Below are 20,400 nucleotides of genomic sequence, written 5' to 3' on the forward strand. Positions count from 1 at the left end.
TGCGGCTACTGCCGGGTGAAGGTGCCCAGGTGGTCGGCATCGAGGTACTCGACGCGGACCGTGCCGTCGGCGAAGGTCACCCCGGTGCGGCCGACGGCGTTCTCGCCCGCCGTCTCGAAGCTGAAGGTGTCCCCGTCGTAGTGCGCGAGCGGGAAGCGCAGGGGTTTGGGGCCGAGGGCCAGCGTGAGCGCGCCCTCGTCGTCCGCGGTCACGGTGAGCTTGCCGTAGTAGGGGTTGTCGTACGTTCCGGTGTACGCGGCGCTGTCCTTGGCGGGCCGCGCGGAGGCGGGCTGGTGCGCGTAGTCGGTGGGGGAGCGGTCCGCCGCCTCCAGCTGTGCGTAGAGCGCGCCGGCCAGGCCCAGCCAGTCGGCGGTGACCTTGCCGTGTTCGGCGAAGTCGAAGAAGTCGAGGGCGACGGCGTCGGCCAGGCCGACGGGGGCGCCGTTGGTGAGGACGACGATGCCGAGCCGCTCCAGGGGGAGCAGGGTGACGTTGGTGTTGGCGCCGAGGTCGAAGGCCCCCGAGTGACTCAGGCGCAGCCGGCCGGCGTCGTCGTAGGAGACGTTCCAGCCCAGGCCGTAGAAGCCCGTGCGGGCGGTGGGGCCGGCGGGCGGCTGCGAGACGATCTCCGGCACGTGCGTGCGGGCCAGGGTGCCGGCCGGGACGATCCGCTTCCCGTCGAGGGCGCCGTCGGCGAGCTGGAGGCGCAGCCAGCGGGACATGTCGCGGGCGGTGGAGCTGACCCCGCCCGCCGGGGCCTGGGCGTCGGGGTCGCGGACGAAGCGGGCGCTCCAGGTGCCGTCCGCGTTCTTGACGTGCGTGGCGGCGTGGTCGGGGGCGCGCGCGAAGGCGGAGAACTCGGTGCTCGTGCGCGTCATGCCGGCGGGCTTGAAGAGGGTGTCCGCGCTGAGCTTCTGCCAGCTGGTGCCCTTCGCGCGGGCGACGGCCTCGGCGGCGGCCGTGAAGCCGAAGTTGGTGTACGCGTAGCTCGCCCGGAAGGGGGCGAGGGGTTCCAGGCGCAGGTGGTCGAGGACGTACGCCTGGTCGTAGCCGAGGTCTTCGAGCAGGTCGCCGGCGTGGTCGGGGAGGCCGCTGCGGTGGGAGAACAGGTCGGCGGTCGTGAGGTGGCCGGTGACCCAGGGGTCCTTGAGGGAGAACCCGGGCAGGGTGGTGCGGCGGTCCCACTCGTCGGGGGAGGTGAGGGTGCCGGCCACGACGGTGGAGGAGACGGGCTTGGAGAGGGAGGCGATCTGGAAGACCGTGTCGGGGCCGACCTTCGCCGTGTCGCCGGTCTCGCGGAGCCCGAAGCCCTTGAGGTGGACGACCTCGTCGTCGTGGACGACGGCCACGGAGACGCCGGGGACGCCGGTGCGGCGCATCATGTCCCGGACCGTCCCGTCGAGGCGGGCGACGGCCTTGTCGACCGCGTCGTCGCTGATCGAGGGCCGGGGCTCGGGCGGGGGGCTGGGTGCGGCGTTCGCCGCCGCGGTGGCCAGCAGGACCGCGGTTCCGGCGGCCACGGCTGCGCGGAGCGTACGCATGCGGCCATTGTCCCGCCGGACGGGCGGGAGCGCGCGGGGCCGTCTGCTTCCGCGCGCTCCCGCCCGGGCGGGGCGAATGCGGCCGGCGCCGCCGGTCTGGCGCGGGCCGGATCGCCCGTCGGGCAATCGCGGTCCCGTCGGCGGTCCGGGCGCGGGCCAGGCGCGGAGCGCCGTGGGGGTTCCGCGGACGGGGTCCGGGGCGCCGTGGGTCCCCGCACGGTGGGGGCGCGGAGCGCCGTGACGGCTCCCGCGGACGGGGTTCGGGGCGCCGTGGGGTAGTGCCTCGACGGGGTCCGGGGCGGGTTCGGAGCGCCCGTGGGGGTGCCCGGTGGGCGGGGGCGCGGAGCGCCGTGGGGTCCTGACCCTCGGGGTCAGGAGCGGGTCCGGAGCACCGTGGGGATACCCGCACGGGGGTCCCGGGCGCGCGCGGAGCGCCGTGACGGCTCCCGTGGACGGTGTTCGGGCGGGTTCGGAGCGCCGTGGGGTAGTGCCCCGACGGGGTCCGGGGCGGGGCCGGGCCCGGTCGGGGCAGGAGCCCCAGGGGGCGACGGCGGTCGGAGGTTACGCGGCGGCGGCGTGGTCCTGTTCGGCCTCGACGGCCGCGTTCCAGTCGCGCTTGATCGCGCGCCAGCCCTCGTCCGTCTCGCCCAGGCGCCAGTAGCCCGAGATCGACAGGCGCTCGCGCGGGATGCCGCGTTCCAGGCGCAGGTGGCGGCGCAGGTCCTTCACGAAGCCCGCCTCGCCGTGGACGAACGCGTGCACGTCCGTGGACGGGAACTCCAGGGAGGTGACCGCCTCCACCAGGGCCTCGCCGATCGGGCGGTCGCCGCGGTGCAGCCAGACCGGCACGACCCCGTCCGGGGTGGCGACCTTCTGCTCGCCCCGCGGCCCCTCGACCTCCACGAAGGCGTGGACCCGCGCACCCGCCGGCATCCGCTCCATCGCCGCGGCGATCGCCGGCAGCGCGCTCTCGTCGCCCACCAGCAGGTGCCAGCCGGCCGTCGGGTCCGGGGCGTAGGCGCCACCGGGTCCGAGGAAGCGTACGAGCTCACCCGGCTGGACCCGGGCAGCCCAGGGGCCCGCCAGACCCTCGTCGCCGTGGACGACGAAGTCGAGGGTGAGCTCCAGGTGCACCGGGTCCCAGCCCCGTACCGTGTACGCGCGCTGGCGCGGCCACTGCGCCCGGGGGAAGTCGGCGCGGATCCGGTCGAGGTCCCACGGCGCGGGGTAGGCGACACCCTCCGGGGGGAAGAGGATCTTGATGTAGTGGTCGGTGAACTCGCCCGCGCCGAATCCGGCCAGGCCGTCCCCGCCCAGCACGAGCCGCACCATGTGCGGCGTCAGCCGCTCGGTGCGTACGACGACGGCGGTGCCGACGGTGCGGGCGCGTCCTTCTGCCACGGTGTCTCCCCTGACTCCCCAGAAACTTAGCCTTACCTAAGTTAGCACCTCACGGGCGGAGTGCAGTGCTCAGCCGGGACACTGCGCCACCCAGACCCCACCGATGGGCTAGGGCGTCGACCAGCTCGGGCTGCGCCGGGCCCGCGGGAAGGGCCGGGTCGAACCGGGGCAGCGGGACGTCGGCGGCCACCTGGACGACCTTCGGGGCCACGGCCAGATAAGGACGGGACTCGTCCAGGCGCTTGCGCTGGGCCGGGGTCAGCTTCGACTTCGGGTCGTCGACCGCCGCGATGATCCCGGCGAGGTTCCCGTAGGCGTCGAGGAGCTTCGCCGCGGTCTTCTCGCCGATGCCGGGGACGCCCGGCAAGCCGTCGCTCGGGTCCCCGCGCAGCAGTGCCAGGTCGGCGTATCCGGGGCCGTCCACCCCGTACTTCTCGCGCAGCCACGCCTCGTCCGTCACCTGCAGCGAACCCACGCCCTTGAGGGGGTAGAGCACGCGGCGCTGCCTGGCGTCGTCGACCAGCTGGTACAGGTCCCGGTCGCCGGTGACGATGTCCACCGGGCCCGTCGCGCGGGCGGTGAGCGTACCGATCACGTCGTCCGCCTCGTAACCGGCGACGCCCACGCGGGCGATGCCGAAGGCGTCCAGTGCCGCCTCGATGATCGGCACCTGCGGGGCGAGCGTGTCGGGGGTCTCCTCCACGTCCGGGCCGCTCGGCGTCTCCTGCGCGACCCGGTGGGCCTTGTAGGAGGGGATCAGCTCCACCCGCCAGTGCGGCCGCCAGTCGGCGTCCATGCAGGCCACCAGGTCGTCCGGGCGGTGGTCCTGGACCAACCGCCCGATGAAGTCGAGCAGTCCGCGCACGGCGTTGACCGGTGTGCCGTCCGGGGCCTTCACGGAGTCCGGCACACCGAAGTAGGCGCGGTAGTAGAGGGAGGCGGTGTCCAGGAGCATCAGGCGTCGTGTCGTCACGCAGACGATGATGCCGCAACGCGCCGACACGGCCTCGGGAGGGCGCCACGGACGGTGAGCGGGCCGGTACGGGAAGAGCCGTGCACGCGAAACCGGAGGCGGTTGCTGCGTAAGGTGCTTACAGCACACCGATGTGCAACGGACAAGGGGAGGGCAGCCCCGAGATGAACGACAAGGCCGACAAGGACGACCAGGGCAAGGACAAGGACGGCAAGGAACCGCTCCGTGTGGGCGTGGCCGTGCGCAAGCGGCGCCGCGCGCTCCACCTCACCCTTGCCGCCGTGTCGGCGCGCAGCGGCCTGTCGGTCCCCTTCCTGAGCCAGATAGAGAACGAGCGGGCCCGGCCCAGCATGCGGTCCCTGGAGCGGGTGGCGGACGCACTGGAGACCACGGCCGTCGAACTGCTGGCCGCGTCCGACACCGCGCGCACGGTGGACCTCGTACGGGCCGGCGACGAATCCGGGCTCACCCCGGTCCCGGGCGTACGGCCCCTCGTGCGCGGGCACCACCAGCTGCACGCGCTGGAGTTCACCGGGGACCAGGACGCCGGGCGTGAGTACCAGCACCGCAACGACGAATTGATGTACGTGGTCGCCGGTGCCTGCCAGGTGGAGGCGGAGGGGCGCGCCTATCGGCTGGAGAGCGGGGACGCGCTGTTCCTGTCGGGCGGCGTACGCCACCGCTGGCGGGCCGTCACCGAGGACACCCGGCTCCTGGTGGTCGCGGTGGGCGAGCACATCCACGCGACGTCCGAGCCGCCGTCCCCCGGGCATTGAGCGGCGTTCGGCGGGTCGTCTCGCTGGTGCCGTCGCTGACCGAGGCGGTGGCCGTGAGCGCGCCGGGACTGCTGGCCGGGGTCACGGACTGGTGCACCCACCCGGCAGACCTCGGGGACGCGGTGCGGATCGGGGGGACGAAGAACCCCGACGTGCGCAGGATCGTCGAGCTGCGCCCGGACCTGGTGATCGCCAACGAGGAGGAGAACCGGGCCCCGGACCTGGCGGCCCTGAGGGCGGCCGGAGTGGAGGTGCTGGTCACCGAGATCCGGGGCCTGCCCCAGGCGCTGCGCGAGCTGGACCGGGTACTGGTGGGGGCACTGGGGCTGGCGAGACCGGGGTGGCTGGCGGACGCGGAGGCCGCGTGGGCGCGGGTGGAACCGCTCGGCGCGCTCCGGGCCTTCGTGCCCGTGTGGCGGCGGCCGTGGATGGTGCTGGGGCGGGACACCTTCGCGGGTGACCTGCTCGCACGCCTCGGTGTACGCAACGTCTACGCCGGGCACGGGGAGCGGTATCCGCGGATCCCGGTGGAGGAACTCGCCGCCGCCGGATGCGATCTCGTGGTGCTCCCGGACGAGCCGTACCGCTTCACCGCCGATGACGGCCCGGAGGCCTTCCCGGGGCTGCCCGCCGCGCTGGTCAGCGGCCGCCACCTCACCTGGTACGGGCCCTCGCTGGCCGAGGCCCCGGCCGTACTGGCCGGAGCGCTCCGGGCGGCGCTCTAGCGGCGTGGCGCTACGGCGGCGCGGCGCTCTAGCGAGGGGCGGCGAGGAGCCGGCCGGCGGCCAGGCCGCGCAGGGTGTGGGCGGCGGCCAGGAGCCAGGCCGTGAGCAGGGCCAGGAAGAGCGCCGAGGCGAGCCAGGCGAAGGCGGTCAGGCCCGTGTGGCGGGCCAGGCCGGCCGCGCCGGTGACACAGGTGCCGACGGGGAAGGTCAGGGCCCACCAGGTCATCCCGAAGCCCATGCCGTCACGGGCGGCCCGGATCAGCATGCCGGTGGCCAGGGCCAGCCACAGCAGGGCGAAACCCGTCACGGGGACCCCGTAGACGACGGCGAGGGCGCCGAGCGCACCGGCGTAGGGGGCGCCGATCGACTGGGGAGCCACGTCGGCGAGCTGGTTCACGGCGGTGGTGGACTGGCCGAGGGGGCCGAGGACCAGGAAGAGGGTCGGGGTGAGGGCCAGGGGCAGCGGGCCGTTCACGATCAGCCGGCCGAAGACCAGGGGAAGCATCAGCAGGGTGCCGAACAGGCTGATCCCGAACATGGCGTAGCAGGCGAGCAGCATGGCCTCGCGGGGCTGTCCGGCCGGCAGGTGGGGTATCAGCAGCGGACCGAGCGCGGCGGAGACCATGGGGGCGACCAGGGGGAGCAGCCACACCGGGGTGGCCTGGTTCGCCTCGACCTTGTGGCGGACCACCATCAGATAGGGCACCGCCACCGCCATGACCAGGCCGACCGCGGTGCCGGCGGTGAACAGTACGGCGTCCACGGCGACGGCGGCGCCGGTCCCGATGAGGTCCTTGCCGACGATGAGGGTGCCGCCGCCGACGGCCAGCAGTGCCATCGAGAGACAGCCGTAGAAGGGGGCGACGGCCGGGTCGAGCAGGTGGGCGCGGGCCTGGTCGCGGTGGTGGATCCAGTGTCCGGCGCGGGCGGTGAGCAGCACGGCGAGGGCGGCGGCGGACAGCGCCCAGACGATCTGGCAGACCACGCGCTGGCCGGGGAGCTGGTACGGGAGGGTCGCGCCGGCGTTGGCGACGATGGCCGTGCCCATGACGGAGGCGTACCAGTTGGGGCCGAGGTGCCGCAGGGCCTTGTGGGTCCGGGGGGCGGTCTCGGGGGTGGAGGCGGTGGTGCGGGGTAGCACGAGGGTGGTGGCCATGGGCCCAGCGTCCCGCCGCGGCAGGGCGGGCGGCAGGGGGCATCCTCCTATGAGGCCATAAACTGATGTTATGGGTGATGAGGAGTGGGTGCCGCTGGCACACCGGGTGCCCGACCTGGGCGCGCTGGAACTGCTGCTCGCGGTCGCGCGGGTCGGCAGCCTGAGCGGCGCGGCCCGGCGGCTGGGAATCACCCAGCCCGCGGCGAGCAGCCGGATCAGGGCGATGGAGGCACGGCTGGGGGTGGCCCTGGTGGACCGCTCGCCCCGGGGGTCGACCCTGACGGCCGAGGGCGCGCTGGTCACCGACTGGGCCCGGCGGGTGGTGGAGGCGGCCGAGGCCTTCGACGCGGGGGCGCAGGCGCTGCGCGGGCGGCGCGACTCGCGGCTCCGGGTGGCCGCCAGCATGACCATCGCGGAGTACCTGATGCCGGGGTGGCTGATCGCGCTGCGCGGGCAGCGGCCGGACACGGCGGTGTCGCTGCACGCCGGGAACTCGGCGGTGGTCGCGCAGCGGGTCCTCGTGCACGAGGCCGACCTCGGTTTCGTGGAGGGGCTGACGGTTCCGGAGGGGCTCGACTCGGCGGTGATCGCGCAGGACCGCCTCGTGGTGGCGGTGGCGCCCGGCCACGCGTGGGCGCGGCGTTCGCGGGGGGTGGAGGTGGCGGAGCTGGCGTCCGCGCCGTTGATCCTGCGGGAGCGGGGGTCGGGGACGCGACAGGTGCTGGACGCCGCGCTGGCGGGCAGCGGGGGGCTGGCGGCGCCGCTGCTGGAACTGGCCTCGACCACCGCGGTGAAGGCGGCGGCGCTGAGCGGCGCGGGGCCGTGCGTGCTGTCGGAACTGGCGGTGGTGGACGAGCTGGCGGCGCGGCGGCTGGTGGAGGTGCCGGTCGCGGGCGCCGTCCTCGGACGGGCCCTGCGTGCGGTCTGGCCGGCGGGCTCCCGGCCGGCGGGCCCCGCCCGTGACCTGCTGTCGCTGACCCGGGGCACGTCCTGAGGGCCGTCCCGTGATCCCCGCGGGTCAGCGCACGGCGTCAGATGCGGTGCACCGTACGGCGCAGGGGCGCCCCGTACCGGTTGCACCGGTTGCGCTCGGGCCCCGGGTTGGGCGTATCCGGGCGTTCCGGCAACGGGGCGGGGTGCCGTGGCCGATGTCGAGCGCGCGCCGGGGATTGCGGCACAGCCCTCGGGCCCGGCGCTGTTCCTGGGGCTTCCTCCGGACTGCCCGGGCCCGGCGCCGTTCCTATGGCTCCCCCCGGACCGCCCCGCACGTCGGCGGGCCGTCAGCGTGCGGCGCCGCTGCCGCTGCCGTGGCTCCGGCCCGGACCCGGCGCCTCGAACGCGGCGGTACGGAGGTTCGCGCGGAGGGCGCCACCAGCCCGCCCGGCGTTCGAGGGCGTGCCCGCCCCGCGGGCGCCGGGTCCGGGGAGCCCCGCGCGGCGGTTACGGCACCGGGGCCGCCGCGCGGGCGGTGGCCGCTTCGATCAGGGACGCCATCACGCGGGTGTCCTTGTCGCGTTCCGGGTGCCACTGGACGCCCACGACCCACCGGTCGGGGTCGGGGAGTTCGATCGCCTCCACCGTGCCGTCCACCGCGTGCGCCGAGACCACCAGGCCGCTGCCCAGGCGCTCGACGGCCTGGTGGTGGTAGGTCGGGACCTCCGCCTCCTCCGGCACCAGGGCCGCGTACCGGGTGCCCGGGACCGGGCGGACGGGGTGCCAGGAGAAGGTGCCCGGCGTCTCGAAGTGGCCGTCGATGTGCTGGACCAGGCTGCCGCCCAGGGCCACGTTCAGCGCCTGCATGCCCCGGCAGATGCCGAGCAGCGGCATGTCCGCCTCCAGCGCGGCCGAGATCAGCGCCAGTTCCCACTCGTCGCGGACCGTCGCGGGGGGACCCGTACGGGAGTCGCGGGCGGCTCCGTAGAGGACCGGGTCCATGTCCGGGCCGCCCGCGACGACCAGGCCGTCCAGCCGGCTCAGCACCTCCGCCGCCGCCCCCGGTCCGTCCGGCGGGAGCAGTACGGCCGCACCGCCCGCCGCCTGGACGAGTTCGTAGTACCCGGTGGGTACGAGGGCCGTATCGAGGTCCCACACCCGGTAGCGGGTGGATTCCTCCACGTAGGTGGTGATGCCGATGAGCGGCCGTGGCACGGTCTTTACCTCCAGGGGCAAGGGCGGGGTCGAAGTCTGGGCCGTGGTCTGGGCCGGGGTCAGGATTTCAGTCGCGGGCCAGCTCCGCCTCGGCTTCCGCCAAGGCCGCGAACTCCTCCTCCGGGGCCGAGGCCACGAGGTGGTGCCGACTGTAGAGCGCGAAGTAGGCCAGGGCGACGGCGTACACGGCCAGGGCGATGAATGCCGCGTCCTTGTCCACCAGGAAGGTGGCGACGAGGGCCGACAGGGCGAGGACGAAGGCCACCGAGGAGGTCAGGATCCCGCCCGGGGTGCGGTAAGGACGCTCCAGCTCCGGCTCCCGGCGGCGCAGCACCATGTGCGAGAGGGCCATCAGGGCGTAGGAGATGGTCGCGCCGAAGACCGCCATGTTCAGCATCCGCGCGCCGTCGCCGGTGGCGGCGGCGAGCGCGAAGCCGATCGCGCCCGGGATGACCAGACCCAGGTACGGGGCCTTGCGCTTCGAGGTCAGGGACAGGAACCGGGGCAGGTAGCCGGCCCGGGAGAGGGCGAAGAGCTGGCGCGAGCCCGCGTAGATGAGGGAGAAGAACGAGGCGACCAGCCCCGCGAGGCCCGCGTAGTTGACGAAGCGGCTGAGCGCGGTCGGGCCGCCGTCCCCCTCCAGCGCCACGACCAGCGGGTTGCCCGCCGATTTGACGGCGTCGGCGCCCTGCGCGCCGGTCGCCGCGAAGAAGGTGATCAGTGCCAGCAGGGCGAGGATGCCCATGGAGATGGACAGCGCCTTCGGCATGGAGCGGACCGGGTCCTTGGCCTCCTCGGCCGCCAGCGGTACGCCTTCCACGCCCAGGAAGAACCACATGCCGAACGGGAACGCGGCCCAGATGCCCAGCACGCCCAGCGGCAGCCAGGAGTTCGAGCCGAAGGCGCTCGCGTCGGCAGGGATGTCGTTCAGGCCGTCGGCGCTGAACTCGGTGAAGGCGCCCACCGCGAAGATCAGCAGCGCGGCGACGGCGACGGCGGTCACCACGAGGCTGAAGCGCAGGGCCTCGCCGACGCCCCAGAGGTGGACCCCGATGAAGACGACGAAGCAGCCGAGGTAGACGGGCCAGCTGGAGGTGAGGCCGAAGAGGCCGAGGGACTCCACGTAGTCGCCGATGAAGATGACGATCGCGGCCGGGGCCAGGATGTACTCGATGAGGATCGCGGTACCGGTGAGGAAGCCGCCCCACGGGCCCAGCGCGCGGCGGGCGAAGCCGTAACCCCCGCCCGCCGTCGGCAGGATGGTGGACAGCTCCGCCAGGGAGAAGACCAGGCACGCGTACATCGTGCCCATGAGCACGGTGGCGATGGCGAGGCCGCCGAAGCCGCCCTTGTCGAGGCCGACGTTCCAGCCGGAGAAATCGCCGGAGACGACGTACGCGACGCCCAGACCGGTGAGCAGCAGCCAGCCGGCGCTGCCGCGGCGCAGAGTACGGCGCTCCAGATAGTCGGCGGACGTGGCGCCGCCCTCGGGGGACGTGGGGGGTGCGGGCACGGCTGTCAGCCGTGCCTCGATGTCGTCGGCCATCGTGCGCTCCTGCCTCAGGGCAATGGTTGTGGGGCGTACCTTTGCCGGATTGCAGGGGAGAGCGCAAGACCTCTGCGTTAAACAGAAGTTACGAAACCCTCCCGGTGTTCAGGTCAGGAAGCCCCGCAGCAGCGCCGCCGTGCCGCAGCAGTGCTCGCGCATCGTCTCGCGCGCCCCGGCCGCGTCCCGCTCCAGCACGGACTCCACCAGCGAGGTGTGCTGCTGCTGCGAGTGCTCCAGGTTGCGCACCAGGAGCGGGATGCAGTCCAGCAGGTCGTTGACCGTGGCCCGGACCGCCGCGTACTGGGCCGTCAGGGTGGCGGACCCGGCCAGCTCGCACAGGGTCAGGTGGAAGAGCGTGTCCTGGCGGCGGTAGTCGGCGAGCGGGGCGTCGTGGGTGGCGGTCAGGGCGGCGAGCAGCCGTTCGGTGCCCTCCTCCGTCAGCCCCTGGGAGGCGCACAGGCCGGCCGCCCCCACCTCCAGGACCTCGCGGAACCGCAGGGCGTCCTCGATGTCCACGCCCGCGACCCGCCGGCGCAGCTCCTCCTCGACGATGCCCGCCGGGGTGCCCGGCCGGGGCAGCACGAACGTTCCGCCGTACCGCCCGCGCCGTGCCTCCACCAGCCCCTGGTCCTGCAGTACCTTCAGCACCTCGCGCAGCGTGACCCGGCTGATCCCCATCCGCTCGGCCAACTCGCGCTCGGGCGGCAGCCGTTCCCCGCCCGGAACCAGGCCCAGCCGGACCACCTGGAGGATCTGTTCGAGTGCCTCCTCGAAGCCGTTGCCGGCCCGCACCTGCCGCAGTACGGGATTCAGCCGCGCGATCGCCCCGCCCTCGCTCGCCGTGTCGGTCATCTTGGCTCCTCCTCTTCCCAAGCAATGGTTCTATTCAATACCTTAGGCCCACTCGGCTCACCGAAGGAGATATTCCAGTGGTAGACCGCAAGCCCCCGCTCGCGACCGAGGAGCTCCGCTCCCTGGTTGCCGGCGGTGAGATCGACACAGTCGTCCTGGCCTTCCCCGACATGCAGGGACGCCTCCAGGGCAAGCGGTTCGCCGCACAGTTCTTCCTCGACGAGGTCCTCGCGCACGGCACGGAGGGCTGCAACTACCTCCTGGCCGTCGACACCGACATGAACACCGTCGACGGATACGAGATGTCCTCCTGGGACCGGGGCTACGGCGACTTCGCCATGCACCCCGACCCCGCCACCCTGCGCCGCATCCCCTGGAACCCCGGCAGCGCCTTCCTCCTCGCCGACCTCGCCTGGAACGACGGCTCGCCCGTCGTCGCCGCGCCCCGGCAGATCCTGCGCCGCCAGCTGGAGCGCCTCGCCGAGCACGGCTACACCGCGATGGTCGGCACCGAGCTGGAGTTCATGGTCTTCCAGGACACCTACGAGCAGGCCTGGAACGCGGGCTACCGCGGCCTGACCCCCGCCAACCAGTACAACATCGACTACTCGGTCCTCGGGACGGGGCGCATCGAACCCCTGCTGCGCCGTATCCGCAACGAGATGCAGGCCGCGGGCCTGACCGTCGAGTCGGCGAAGGGGGAGTGCAACCTCGGCCAGCACGAGATCGCCTTCCGCTACGACGAGGCGCTCACCACCTGCGACCAGCACTCCGTCTACAAGACCGGCGCCAAGGAGATCGCCGCCCAGGAAGGCGTCTCGCTCACCTTCATGGCCAAGTACGACGAACGGGAGGGCAACTCCTGTCACATTCACCTCTCCCTGAGCGACGCCGACGGACGCAACGCGATGGCCGGGGACGGACCAGGCGGAATGTCACCGGTGATGCGGCACTTCCTGGCCGGCCAGCTGGCCGCACTGCGCGACTTCTCCCTTCTCTACGCCCCGAACATCAACTCGTACAAGCGTTTCCGGCCGGGATCCTTCGCACCGACCGCCGTCGCCTGGGGCGTGGACAACCGCACCTGCGCCCTGCGGGTGGTCGGCCACGGCCGCTCCATGCGCTTCGAGAACCGCCTCCCCGGCGGTGACGTCAACCCGTACCTCGCCGTCGCCGGCCTGGTCGCGGCCGGGCTCTACGGCATCGAGAACCGCCTGGAACTGCCCGAGGCCTGCGGCGGGAACGCGTACACCTCCGACTACGCCCACGTCCCCGCGACCCTGCGCGAGGCCGCCGAACTCTGGGAGAACAGCGAGATCGCCAAGGCCGCGTTCGGCCCCGAGGTGGTCGCCCACTACCGGAACATGGCCCGCGTCGAACTCGACGCCTACGACTCCGCCGTCACGGACTGGGAGCTGCGCCGCTCCTTCGAACGCCTGTAAACCACCCACCGACCGTCTGAGAGGCACCACGTGTCCGATGCGCTGGCCCCACTCGATCTGAGAGTGCTGAATCCGGCCACCGAGGAAACCGTCGCCATCGTCCCGGCCGCCACACGGGACGACGTCGACGCCGCCGTCGCCCGAGCCGCCGCCGCCCAGCGCGGCTGGGCGGCGGCCGCACCCGCCGACCGGGCCCGGCTGCTGCGCCGCTTCGCCGCGGTCGTCGACGGGCACATCGAGGAACTGGCCCAGCTGGAGGTCCGCGAAGCCGGACACACCATCGGCAACGCCCGCTGGGAAGCGGGCAACGTACGCGATCTGCTCGAATTCGCCGCCGGGGGAGTGGAACGGCTCTCCGGCCGCCAGATCCCCGTCGCCGGGGGCATCGACGTCACCTTCCTCGAACCCCTCGGCGTCATCGGCGTGATCGCCCCCTGGAACTTCCCTATGCCGATCGCCGCCTGGGGGCTCGCCCCGGCCCTCGCCGCGGGCAACGCCGTCATCCTCAAGCCCGCCGAGACCACCCCGCTGACCGCGATGCGCCTCGCCGAACTCGCCCTCGAAGCCGGGATCCCCGAACACCTCTTCCAGGTGCTCCCCGGCCACGGGGCGGTCGCGGGCGACGCGCTCGTCGAACACCCCGGCGTCGCGAAGATCGTCTTCACCGGCTCCACCCGCGTCGGCAAGCAGATCATGGCCAAGTGCGCCGACCGGGTGAAGCGCGTCACCCTCGAACTCGGAGGCAAGAGCCCGAACATCGTCTTCGCCGACGCGGACCTCGAAGCCGCCGCGGCCGCCGCCCCCATGGCCTTCCTCGACAACACCGGCCAGGACTGCTGCGCCCGCACCCGGATCCTCGTCCAGCGCTCCGCGTACGACCGCTTCCTGGAGCTGGTCGCCCCCGGCATCGCATCGGTGCTGGTCGGCGACCCGTCCGACGAAAAGACCCAGATGGGCCCGCTGATCTCCCGGCCGCAGCTGGAGCGCGTACGGTCCTTCGTCACCGACGACCTCACCGCGATCCGCGGCACCGCCCCCGAAGGACCCGGCTTCTGGTACCCGCCGACCCTCGTCACGGACGTTTCCCCCACGGCGCCCGTGGCCGCCGAGGAAGTCTTCGGCCCGGTCGCCGTCGTCCTGCCCTTCGAGGACGAGGAGGACGCCGTCCGCCTGGCCAACGCGACCGAGTACGGCCTCTCCGGCTCCCTGTGGACCCGGGACATCGGCCGCGCACTGCGCGTCTCGCGCGCGGTCGCCGCCGGCAACCTGTCCGTCAACTCCCACAGCAGCGTCCGCTACTGGACCCCCTTCGGCGGCTACAAGCAGTCCGGCCTCGGCCGCGAGCTCGGACCCGACGCCCTCACCGCTTTCACCGAGACCAAGAACGTCTTCATCAGCACGGAGGCCTGAGAACATGTCCAGCCAGAGCACCGAAGAGATCATCTGCCGCCGGCTCGTCGGCCGCACAGCCGTCATCACCGGAGCCGGCAGCGGCATCGGCCTCGCCACCGCCCGCCGCCTGGCCTCCGAGGGCGCCAACGTCGTCTGCGGCGACATCGACGAGACGGCCGGCAAGGCCGCGGCGGAGGAGGTCGGCGGCACCTTCGTGAAGGTCGACGTCACCAGCCCCGACGAGGTCGAGGCCCTCTTCAAGACCGCCTTCGACACCTACGGCTCCGTCGACATCGCCTTCAACAACGCCGGCATCTCGCCCCCGGACGACGACTCCATCCTCACCACCGGGCTGGAGGCCTGGAAGCGCGTCCAGGACGTCAACCTCACCTCCGTCTACCTCTGCTGCAAGGCCGCCCTCCCCTACATGCAGCGCCAGGGCCGCGGCTCGATCATCAACACCGCCTCCTTCGTGGCCATCATGGGCGCCGCCACCTCGCAGATCTCCTACACCGCGTCCAAGGGCGGCGTCCTGGCCATGTCCCGCGAACTCGGCGTCCAGTTCGCCCGCGAGGGCATCCGCGTCAACGCCCTGTGCCCCGGACCGGTCAACACCCCGCTCCTCCAGGAGCTCTTCGCCAAGGACCCGGAGCGCGCCGCCCGCCGCCTCGTGCACATCCCGCTGGGCCGCTTCGCCGAGCCCACCGAGATCGCCGCCGCCGTCGCCTTCCTCGCCAGCGACGACTCCTCCTTCATCAACGCCACCGACTTCCTCGTCGACGGCGGCATCTCGGGCGCCTACGTCACCCCCCTGTAGGCCCTCCCCGTCCCCATCCCACCAGCCGGGCGCCGCGAGGTGCCCGGCTGTCCCTTTCCCGTTCTCCCGAGGAGCAGCATGCAGAGAAAGTGGGCGGCCCCCCTCGTCCTCGTGGCGGTCACCGGCTCCGGACTCCTGCTGGCACCACCGGCGCAGGCGAGCCACACCCCCTGCCCCCGGCCGGCCGTCGGGACCGGCTGGTACGGGGACAACCAGGCCCGTCTCCAGCAGCTCATCGACCGGTACGCCGACTGCAACCCGTACCGGCCGAGCCGTACCAAACCCGTCGCCGTCTTCGACTGGGACAACACCGTCGTCAAGAACGACGTCGGCGACGCCACCATGTTCTGGCTGCTGCGCAACGGAAAGATCCGCCAGCCCGCCCGCGGGGACTGGTCGGCCACCAGCCGCCACCTCACCCCCGCCGCCGCCACGGCACTGGCCGACGCCTGCGGCCCGCTCGCCCGGCCCGGCGCCCCGCTCCCCACCGGAACCCCGGAAGGCACCCGCTGCGCCGACGAGATCAACGCCGTCTACGGCACCGCCGCGACCCAGGCCGGCGCCGCCGCCTTCGCCGGCTGGGACCGCCGTACGACCGAACCCGCCTACGCCTGGCTCCCCCAGCTCATGCAGGGCTGGACCGCCCGCGAGATCCGCGGCTTCGCCGCCGCCGCCCGCACCGAGAACCTCGCCGCGCCCATCGGCACCGCGCAGCAGGTCGGCAGCGGCACCGCCACCGGCTGGGTCCGCTACTACGACCAGCAGAAGGACCTGATCGCCGCCCTCCGGAAAGCCGGATTCGACGTCTGGATCAGCTCGGCCTCGCCGCAGCCGGTCGTCGAGGTGTGGGCCGGGGAAGTGGGCATCGACCCGCAGCACGTCATCGGCATCCGCAACACCACCACGTACGGCGGGAAGTTCACCGCCCACCTCCAGGGCTGCGGATCCGTCGGGGACGGCGCCGACACGATGATCACCTACATCGACGGCAAGCGCTGCTGGATCAACAAGGAGATCTTCGGCGTGCGCGGCGCGGCGGCCGAGAAGGTCCAGCCCGCCGCCCGCCGCCAGGTGTTCGCCGCCGGCGATTCCGACACCGACGTCTCGTTCCTGCGCGACGCGACCGCCCTGCGCCTCGTCGTGAACCGCAACAAGAACGAGCTGATGTGCCGGGCGTACGACAACAGCGACGGCCGGTGGATCGTGAACCCCATGTTCATCGAGCCCAAGAAGCCGAAGACCGGACCCTACCCGTGCGCCACGACGGGCTACGTCGACCACGACGGCACCAAGGGCCCGGTCCTGCGGGGTGACGCGAGCGTCATCCCGGACCAGACGGACTCGGTCCACTGACGGACCCGGTCCACTGACGGACCCGCTCTGCTAGAGGAACGTACGGCCCTCGCCCCGGTACGTCGGGGCGGTGGCCGTCACCCGGTCGCCCTCCACCAGGTGCAAGGTGTCGAACCGCTCGCACAGTTCGCCCGCCTTCGCGTGCCGGAACCACACCCGGTCGCCGATCAGCAGATCGTCGGCCGGGCTGCCGAGCAGCGGGGTCTGCACCTCGCCGGCGCCCTCCTGCGGGTCGTAGCGCAGGCCCTCGGGCAGGTACGGGACCGGCAGCCGGTCCGCGCCGGGCGCACCAGAGGCGGGATACCCGCCGCCCAGTACGGTCACCACACCCACGCCGGGCCTGCGCACGACCGGCTGCGCGAAGAGGGCGGCCGGACGCCCGCTGAACGAGGTGTAGTTGTCGAACAGCCGGGGCACGTACAGCCCCGACCCGGCGGCGATCTCCGTCACCGCGTCCTCCGCGGCGGTCTGCTGCACGCTGCCGGTCCCGCCCCCGTTGACGAACTCCAGGTCGGGCACCACCTCGCGCACGGCCCGCACCACCTCGGCCCGCCGTGCCGCCAGCTCCCTGCGGGCCGCGCTCTGCATGAGCCGGATGGCCCGGGACCGCAGCGGCCGGCCCGCCAGCGCGTCCCCGACCCCGGCGACGTGCCCCTCGTACGCCATCAGGCCGACCACCCGGAACCCGGGCCGGGCACTGACCGCACGGGCCAGCCCGGCGAGCTCGCCCGGCTCCCGCAGGGGTGACCTCCGCGCCCCGACCCGCACCCTCCCGCCCAGCAGGCGCAGCGAGGTGTCCAGCTCCAGACAGACCCGGATCTCCTCCGTGCCGCCGTCGCGCGAGCGCTCGACCAGGTCCAGCTGCGCGAGATCGTCCACCATGACCGTGACCGCGGCGGCCAGCTTGGGATCGGCCGCCAGCTCGGCGAACGCGCCCCGGTCGGCCGACGGATAGGCGAGCAGCACGTCCTCGAACCCGGAACGGGCCAGCCACAGCGACTCGGCGAGCGTGTACGACATGATCCCGGCGAACCCGGGCCGGGCCAGGACCCGTTCGAGGAGCGCGCGGCAGCGGACGGACTTGCTGGCGACGCGCACCGGCTTCCCGCCCGCCCGGCGCACCAGGTCGTCGGCATTCGCGTCGAACGCGTCGAGATCCACGAGGGCCAGCGGCGCGTCCAGGTGCGCGGTCGCCCGGTCGTACCGGGCGCGATCGTCGGCGGCGGAGTTCATGGCGGGAGCTTGCCAGACCTCTCTACCGATGGGTAGGGCACGGGGCCCACCGGCCCACCGGCCCGCCCACCCCTGGCCCCGGCCCCCCGCCGGGCCCTCGCGGGCAACCGCCGGGCCCCGTCCGGCGACCCCGTAGAGTACGGGCAGGCAGCCGTACGGAACGGGGGGCGGAGCCGCCGGATGACCACGTCGACACCGCGGGCCTCGGTCCTGGGCGAGCCCGATCCGCCCCCGGCCCCCACCCCGCCGCCCGCGCCGCCGCGCCGCCCCGGACGGCTCGTCGCCGCCGGGCTCAGCGCCCTCCTCGGCATCGGCCTCCTCGGCGGCGCCGGAACCGACGCCTGGCTCGAACACCGTGCCGCGCACCGCCCCTTGCCCGCCGACGCCGCCTACCGCAAGGCCGGGTCGCTCTGGCGGTCCGCCCCCGTCGACACCCTCTTCCCGCCCGTCCTCGCCGGCCCCGCGGCCGGCCCCGGCGGCTCGAACCGCACCTGGACGCGCATCGCACTCGCCCCGGACGCCGACTGCCCCGCCGCGCTCGCCCCGGACTGGCAGCGCCTGCTGGCCGCCACCGGCTGCACCCGGGTGCTGCGCGCCACCTACACCGACGCCACCCGCAGCTTCCTCGTCACCGTCGGCATGGTCTTCACGCCCGCCGACGCCCCCGCGATGAACGCCCTCACCGGCCGGCTGACCGCACCGCCCGCGTACGGTTTCGCCGACGGCCGGCGCGCCGCCTGGACCGCGTCCGTACGGAGCGAGGCCCCCGCCGTCGTCTACACGGTCTCCGCCTTCGCCGACGGCCGCCCCCTGGAGGCGCCCCGCCCCGCGGAGGACGTGATGAGGAAGGACGCCACGGGAGCCGTCGCCCAGGCGGGCCTCGGCCACGAGGCCAAGGCCGTCGCCGACCGGATCGGCGAGGGCCTGGCCGTCCTCGCCGCCCCGCCCGCCACCCCCGCACCGGAGGCCCGATGACGTCCCGACGCGCCCGCGGCCGCGACGCCTCCCGCACCGGCCGCCCCGCCCGGGGTGCCGCCCCCCGCACCGCCGCAGTCCTCGCCCTCGCCGCCGTCCTCGCGGCCGCCACCGCGTCCCCGGCCGCCGCCGACGCCATCCGCGACCGCCAGTGGGGCCTCCTCGCCCTGCGCGCCGAAGAGGCCTGGGGCACCACCCGCGGCGACGGCGTCACCGTCGCCGTCCTCGACACCGGCGTGGACGACTCCCACCCCGACCTCGCCGGGCAGGTCCTCGGCGGCACCGACCTCATCGGCATGGGCGCCGGCCGCGGTGACCGCTCCTGGGCCCGTCACGGCACCGCCATGGCGAGCATCATCGCCGGGCACGGCCACGGCCCCGGCCACGGCCAAGGCGTCCTCGGCGTCGCCCCGCAGGCCAAGATCCTGCCGGTCCGGGTGATCCTGGAGGAGGGCGACCCGGGCCGCGCCCAGGCCCGCGACAGCAAGGGCGGCGCCCTCGCCGAAGGCATCCGCTGGGCCGCCGACAACGGCGCCGACGTGATCAACCTGTCCCTCGGTGACGACAGCGACTCCGCCCACCACGAGGCGGGGGAGGACGAGGCCGTCCAGTACGCCCTCGCCAAGGGCGTGATCGTGGTCGCCTCCGCGGGCAACGGCGGCGAGAGCGGCGACCGCGTCTCCTACCCGGCCGCCTATCCGGGGGTCATCGCCGTCACGGCCGTCGACCGCGGAGGCAGGAAAGCCGCGTTCTCCACCCGCAACTGGTACGCCACCGTCAGCGCCCCCGGCGTCGACGTCGTCATCGCCGACCCGGACCGCTCGTACTACGAGGGCTGGGGCACCAGCGCCGCCGCCGCCTTCGTCTCCGGCGCCGCGGCCCTGGTCCGGGCCGCCCACCCGGACCTCTCCCCGGCCCAGGTCAAGAAGCTGCTGGAGGACACCGCCTCCGACAGCCCGGCCGGCGGCCGCGACGACGCCCGCGGCCACGGGATGGTGGACCCCGTCGCCGCCCTCCAGACCGCGGAGGCGATACGGCCGCAGGCGCCGGTCCCCGCCCCCGCCGCGGCCGCGCACCCGTACTTCGGTCCCGGCCCCGACCCGGTCCGGCCGCCCGAGCGGCCCGCCCGGCTGGGTGCCCCCGCGGCCGCGGCCGCCGGGGCGGTGCTGCTCGCGCTGGCCGCCGTACTGGCCAGGCGCCCGCGCCGGGGCACCCGTGGACGTCCGCCCCGCGCGGCACAGTAGGGTCGGGTAACTGTGGCGAACATGGCGAACAAGAACATTCCCGACCCGGGCTTCTCCGACGACGACGGCTCGGCCGACCCCCGGCTGAGCGCGGCACTGGCCGCGTGGGCCGAGGACCGGGCGAACGAGCCGGAGGTACTGGCGGCCCTGAAGGGCGCCCGTCTGCTGGTCCCGGTCGTCGCGGTCCTCGGCGAGGTGGAGACCGACCCCGAGACGGGCCTGAAGCGCGAGAAGACCAGCGACATGGCCGTCCCGACGCTGCGGGCGGGCGATCGGCGGGCGCTGCCCGCCTTCACCTCCGTCGCCTCGCTCGCGCTCTGGGACCCGGCCGCCCGGCCGGTGGCGGTCCCGCTGCACCAGGCCCTGGCGGCCGCCGCGCACGAGAAGGCCGACACCGTGGTGCTGGACCTGGCCGGCCCGGTCACCTACCAGCTGACCGGATCCGCGCTGCTCGCGCTGGCCGAGGGCCGCACGGACGCGGACCCGCTGGCCGATCCCGCCGTACGGGAAGCCGTACGGGCCGTCGTGGCGGCGGAGCACACCGTGCTGCGCGCCTACCTGGGCCCGGGCTCCGCCGACTCCGACGGCACCCTCGCGATCGTGCCGGCCGCGGACGGCCAGGCCACGGCGGCGGCCCGCCGGGTCGCCGAGGGCCTGGCCGCGGACGCGACCCTGCGGGGCCGGCTGGTGCGCGGGCTGGATCTGGCACTGCTGCCCGCGGACGCCCCGGCCCCGCCCGGCGAGGCGCTGTTCAGCCGCTGACCGCGGGGAGGTCCGTGGACGCGGCCCGCACGTGACGACGGCCGGTGCGCCCCTTGGCGGC

Annotated in this window: 18 protein-coding genes; 10 read left to right on the forward strand and 8 right to left on the reverse strand. The window is 74.1% G+C overall.

Going from position 1 to position 20,400, the window contains the following annotated elements; translation table 11 throughout:
* Positions 1–5: 5 nt before the first annotated feature.
* From ACFCZ1_RS34545 to ACFCZ1_RS34555, 3 genes are all read right to left on the reverse strand, one after another.
* The gene (locus tag ACFCZ1_RS34545; RefSeq protein ID WP_376682239.1) at positions 6–1,541 is read right to left on the reverse strand and encodes a serine hydrolase; all 1,536 of its coding nucleotides are present in this window, start codon (positions 1,539–1,541) and stop codon (positions 6–8) included.
* Positions 1,542–2,102: 561 nt separating this feature from the next.
* Positions 2,103–2,942, reverse strand: a complete 840-nt coding sequence (locus ACFCZ1_RS34550) for a siderophore-interacting protein (protein ID WP_376682240.1) — start codon at positions 2,940–2,942, stop codon at positions 2,103–2,105.
* 49 nt (positions 2,943–2,991) lie between these two features.
* Positions 2,992–3,897 (reverse strand): 5'-3' exonuclease H3TH domain-containing protein, encoded by a 906-nt coding sequence (locus ACFCZ1_RS34555; RefSeq protein WP_376682256.1) that lies wholly within the window; start codon positions 3,895–3,897, stop codon positions 2,992–2,994.
* Positions 3,898–4,079: 182 nt separating this feature from the next.
* Between ACFCZ1_RS34555 and ACFCZ1_RS34560 the strand changes: the two genes are divergently transcribed.
* Positions 4,080–4,691 carry a helix-turn-helix domain-containing protein gene (locus ACFCZ1_RS34560; protein WP_376682257.1) on the forward strand — a complete coding sequence of 204 codons (612 nt, stop codon included), beginning with the start codon at positions 4,080–4,082 and terminating at the stop codon, positions 4,689–4,691.
* Positions 4,688–5,416, forward strand: a complete 729-nt coding sequence (locus ACFCZ1_RS34565; protein WP_376682241.1) for a helical backbone metal receptor — start codon at positions 4,688–4,690, stop codon at positions 5,414–5,416. Before ACFCZ1_RS34560 ends, ACFCZ1_RS34565 begins: the two co-directional genes overlap by 4 nt.
* A 28-nt stretch (positions 5,417–5,444) precedes the next feature.
* Here ACFCZ1_RS34565 and ACFCZ1_RS34570 read toward each other — a convergent pair whose 3' ends face one another.
* Complete coding sequence (locus ACFCZ1_RS34570; protein WP_376682242.1) at positions 5,445–6,572, reverse strand: TDT family transporter; 1,128 nt, start codon at positions 6,570–6,572, stop codon at positions 5,445–5,447.
* 70 nt (positions 6,573–6,642) lie between these two features.
* On the opposite strand from ACFCZ1_RS34570, the gene ACFCZ1_RS34575 reads away from it, so the two are divergent.
* Positions 6,643–7,566, forward strand: a complete 924-nt coding sequence (locus ACFCZ1_RS34575) for a LysR family transcriptional regulator (RefSeq protein ID WP_376682243.1) — start codon at positions 6,643–6,645, stop codon at positions 7,564–7,566.
* Between the two features lie 446 nt (positions 7,567–8,012).
* Here the strand turns inward: ACFCZ1_RS34575 and ACFCZ1_RS34580 are convergent, their stop codons facing one another.
* The 3 genes from ACFCZ1_RS34580 to ACFCZ1_RS34590 form a co-directional block, all read right to left on the reverse strand.
* A complete protein-coding gene (locus ACFCZ1_RS34580; RefSeq protein ID WP_376682244.1) occupies positions 8,013–8,720 on the reverse strand; it encodes a gamma-glutamyl-gamma-aminobutyrate hydrolase family protein in 708 nt (235 codons plus the stop codon).
* Between the two features lie 67 nt (positions 8,721–8,787).
* Positions 8,788–10,266, reverse strand: coding sequence for an ethanolamine permease (gene eat, locus ACFCZ1_RS34585; protein ID WP_376682245.1), 1,479 nt, complete (start codon positions 10,264–10,266; stop codon positions 8,788–8,790).
* 108 nt (positions 10,267–10,374) lie between these two features.
* Positions 10,375–11,121, reverse strand: coding sequence for a FadR/GntR family transcriptional regulator (locus ACFCZ1_RS34590; RefSeq protein ID WP_376682246.1), 747 nt, complete (start codon positions 11,119–11,121; stop codon positions 10,375–10,377).
* Positions 11,122–11,198: 77 nt separating this feature from the next.
* Between ACFCZ1_RS34590 and ACFCZ1_RS34595 the strand changes: the two genes are divergently transcribed.
* The 4 genes from ACFCZ1_RS34595 to ACFCZ1_RS34610 all read left to right on the forward strand — a co-directional run bounded on the left by ACFCZ1_RS34595 (position 11,199) and on the right by ACFCZ1_RS34610 (position 16,125).
* Positions 11,199–12,563, forward strand: a complete 1,365-nt coding sequence (locus ACFCZ1_RS34595) for a glutamine synthetase family protein (protein WP_376682247.1) — start codon at positions 11,199–11,201, stop codon at positions 12,561–12,563.
* A 30-nt stretch (positions 12,564–12,593) separates the two neighbouring features.
* Positions 12,594–13,973, forward strand: coding sequence for an aldehyde dehydrogenase family protein (locus ACFCZ1_RS34600; protein ID WP_376682248.1), 1,380 nt, complete (start codon positions 12,594–12,596; stop codon positions 13,971–13,973).
* Positions 13,974–13,977: 4 nt separating this feature from the next.
* Positions 13,978–14,772, forward strand: a complete 795-nt coding sequence (locus ACFCZ1_RS34605; RefSeq protein ID WP_376682249.1) for a 3-oxoacyl-ACP reductase — start codon at positions 13,978–13,980, stop codon at positions 14,770–14,772.
* A 78-nt stretch (positions 14,773–14,850) separates the two neighbouring features.
* Positions 14,851–16,125, forward strand: a complete 1,275-nt coding sequence (locus tag ACFCZ1_RS34610) for a haloacid dehalogenase-like hydrolase (protein WP_376682250.1) — start codon at positions 14,851–14,853, stop codon at positions 16,123–16,125.
* A gap of 30 nt (positions 16,126–16,155) precedes the next feature.
* Here the strand turns inward: ACFCZ1_RS34610 and ACFCZ1_RS34615 are convergent, their stop codons facing one another.
* Positions 16,156–17,358, reverse strand: coding sequence for an amino acid deaminase/aldolase (locus tag ACFCZ1_RS34615; RefSeq protein ID WP_376682251.1), 1,203 nt, complete (start codon positions 17,356–17,358; stop codon positions 16,156–16,158).
* A 180-nt stretch (positions 17,359–17,538) separates the two neighbouring features.
* Here ACFCZ1_RS34615 and ACFCZ1_RS34620 point away from each other — a divergent pair, with 180 nt between their 5' ends.
* Genes ACFCZ1_RS34620 through ACFCZ1_RS34630 form a run of 3 tightly spaced genes read left to right on the forward strand, consistent with a single transcriptional unit; the run spans position 17,539 to position 20,339 of the window.
* Positions 17,539–18,333 (forward strand): hypothetical protein, encoded by a 795-nt coding sequence (locus tag ACFCZ1_RS34620; RefSeq protein ID WP_376682252.1) that lies wholly within the window; start codon positions 17,539–17,541, stop codon positions 18,331–18,333.
* On the forward strand, positions 18,330–19,577 hold the full coding sequence (mycP, locus tag ACFCZ1_RS34625; RefSeq protein WP_376682253.1) for a type VII secretion-associated serine protease mycosin: 1,248 nt from the start codon (positions 18,330–18,332) through the stop codon (positions 19,575–19,577). The genes ACFCZ1_RS34620 and mycP overlap by 4 nt, the downstream gene beginning before the upstream one ends.
* 21 nt (positions 19,578–19,598) lie before the next feature.
* Positions 19,599–20,339 (forward strand): SseB family protein, encoded by a 741-nt coding sequence (locus tag ACFCZ1_RS34630; protein WP_376682254.1) that lies wholly within the window; start codon positions 19,599–19,601, stop codon positions 20,337–20,339.
* The last annotated feature ends 61 nt before the right edge of the window (positions 20,340–20,400 follow it).

The organism is Streptomyces sp. NPDC056224 (assembly GCF_042267665.1).
GTDB lineage: Bacteria > Actinomycetota > Actinomycetes > Streptomycetales > Streptomycetaceae > Streptomyces.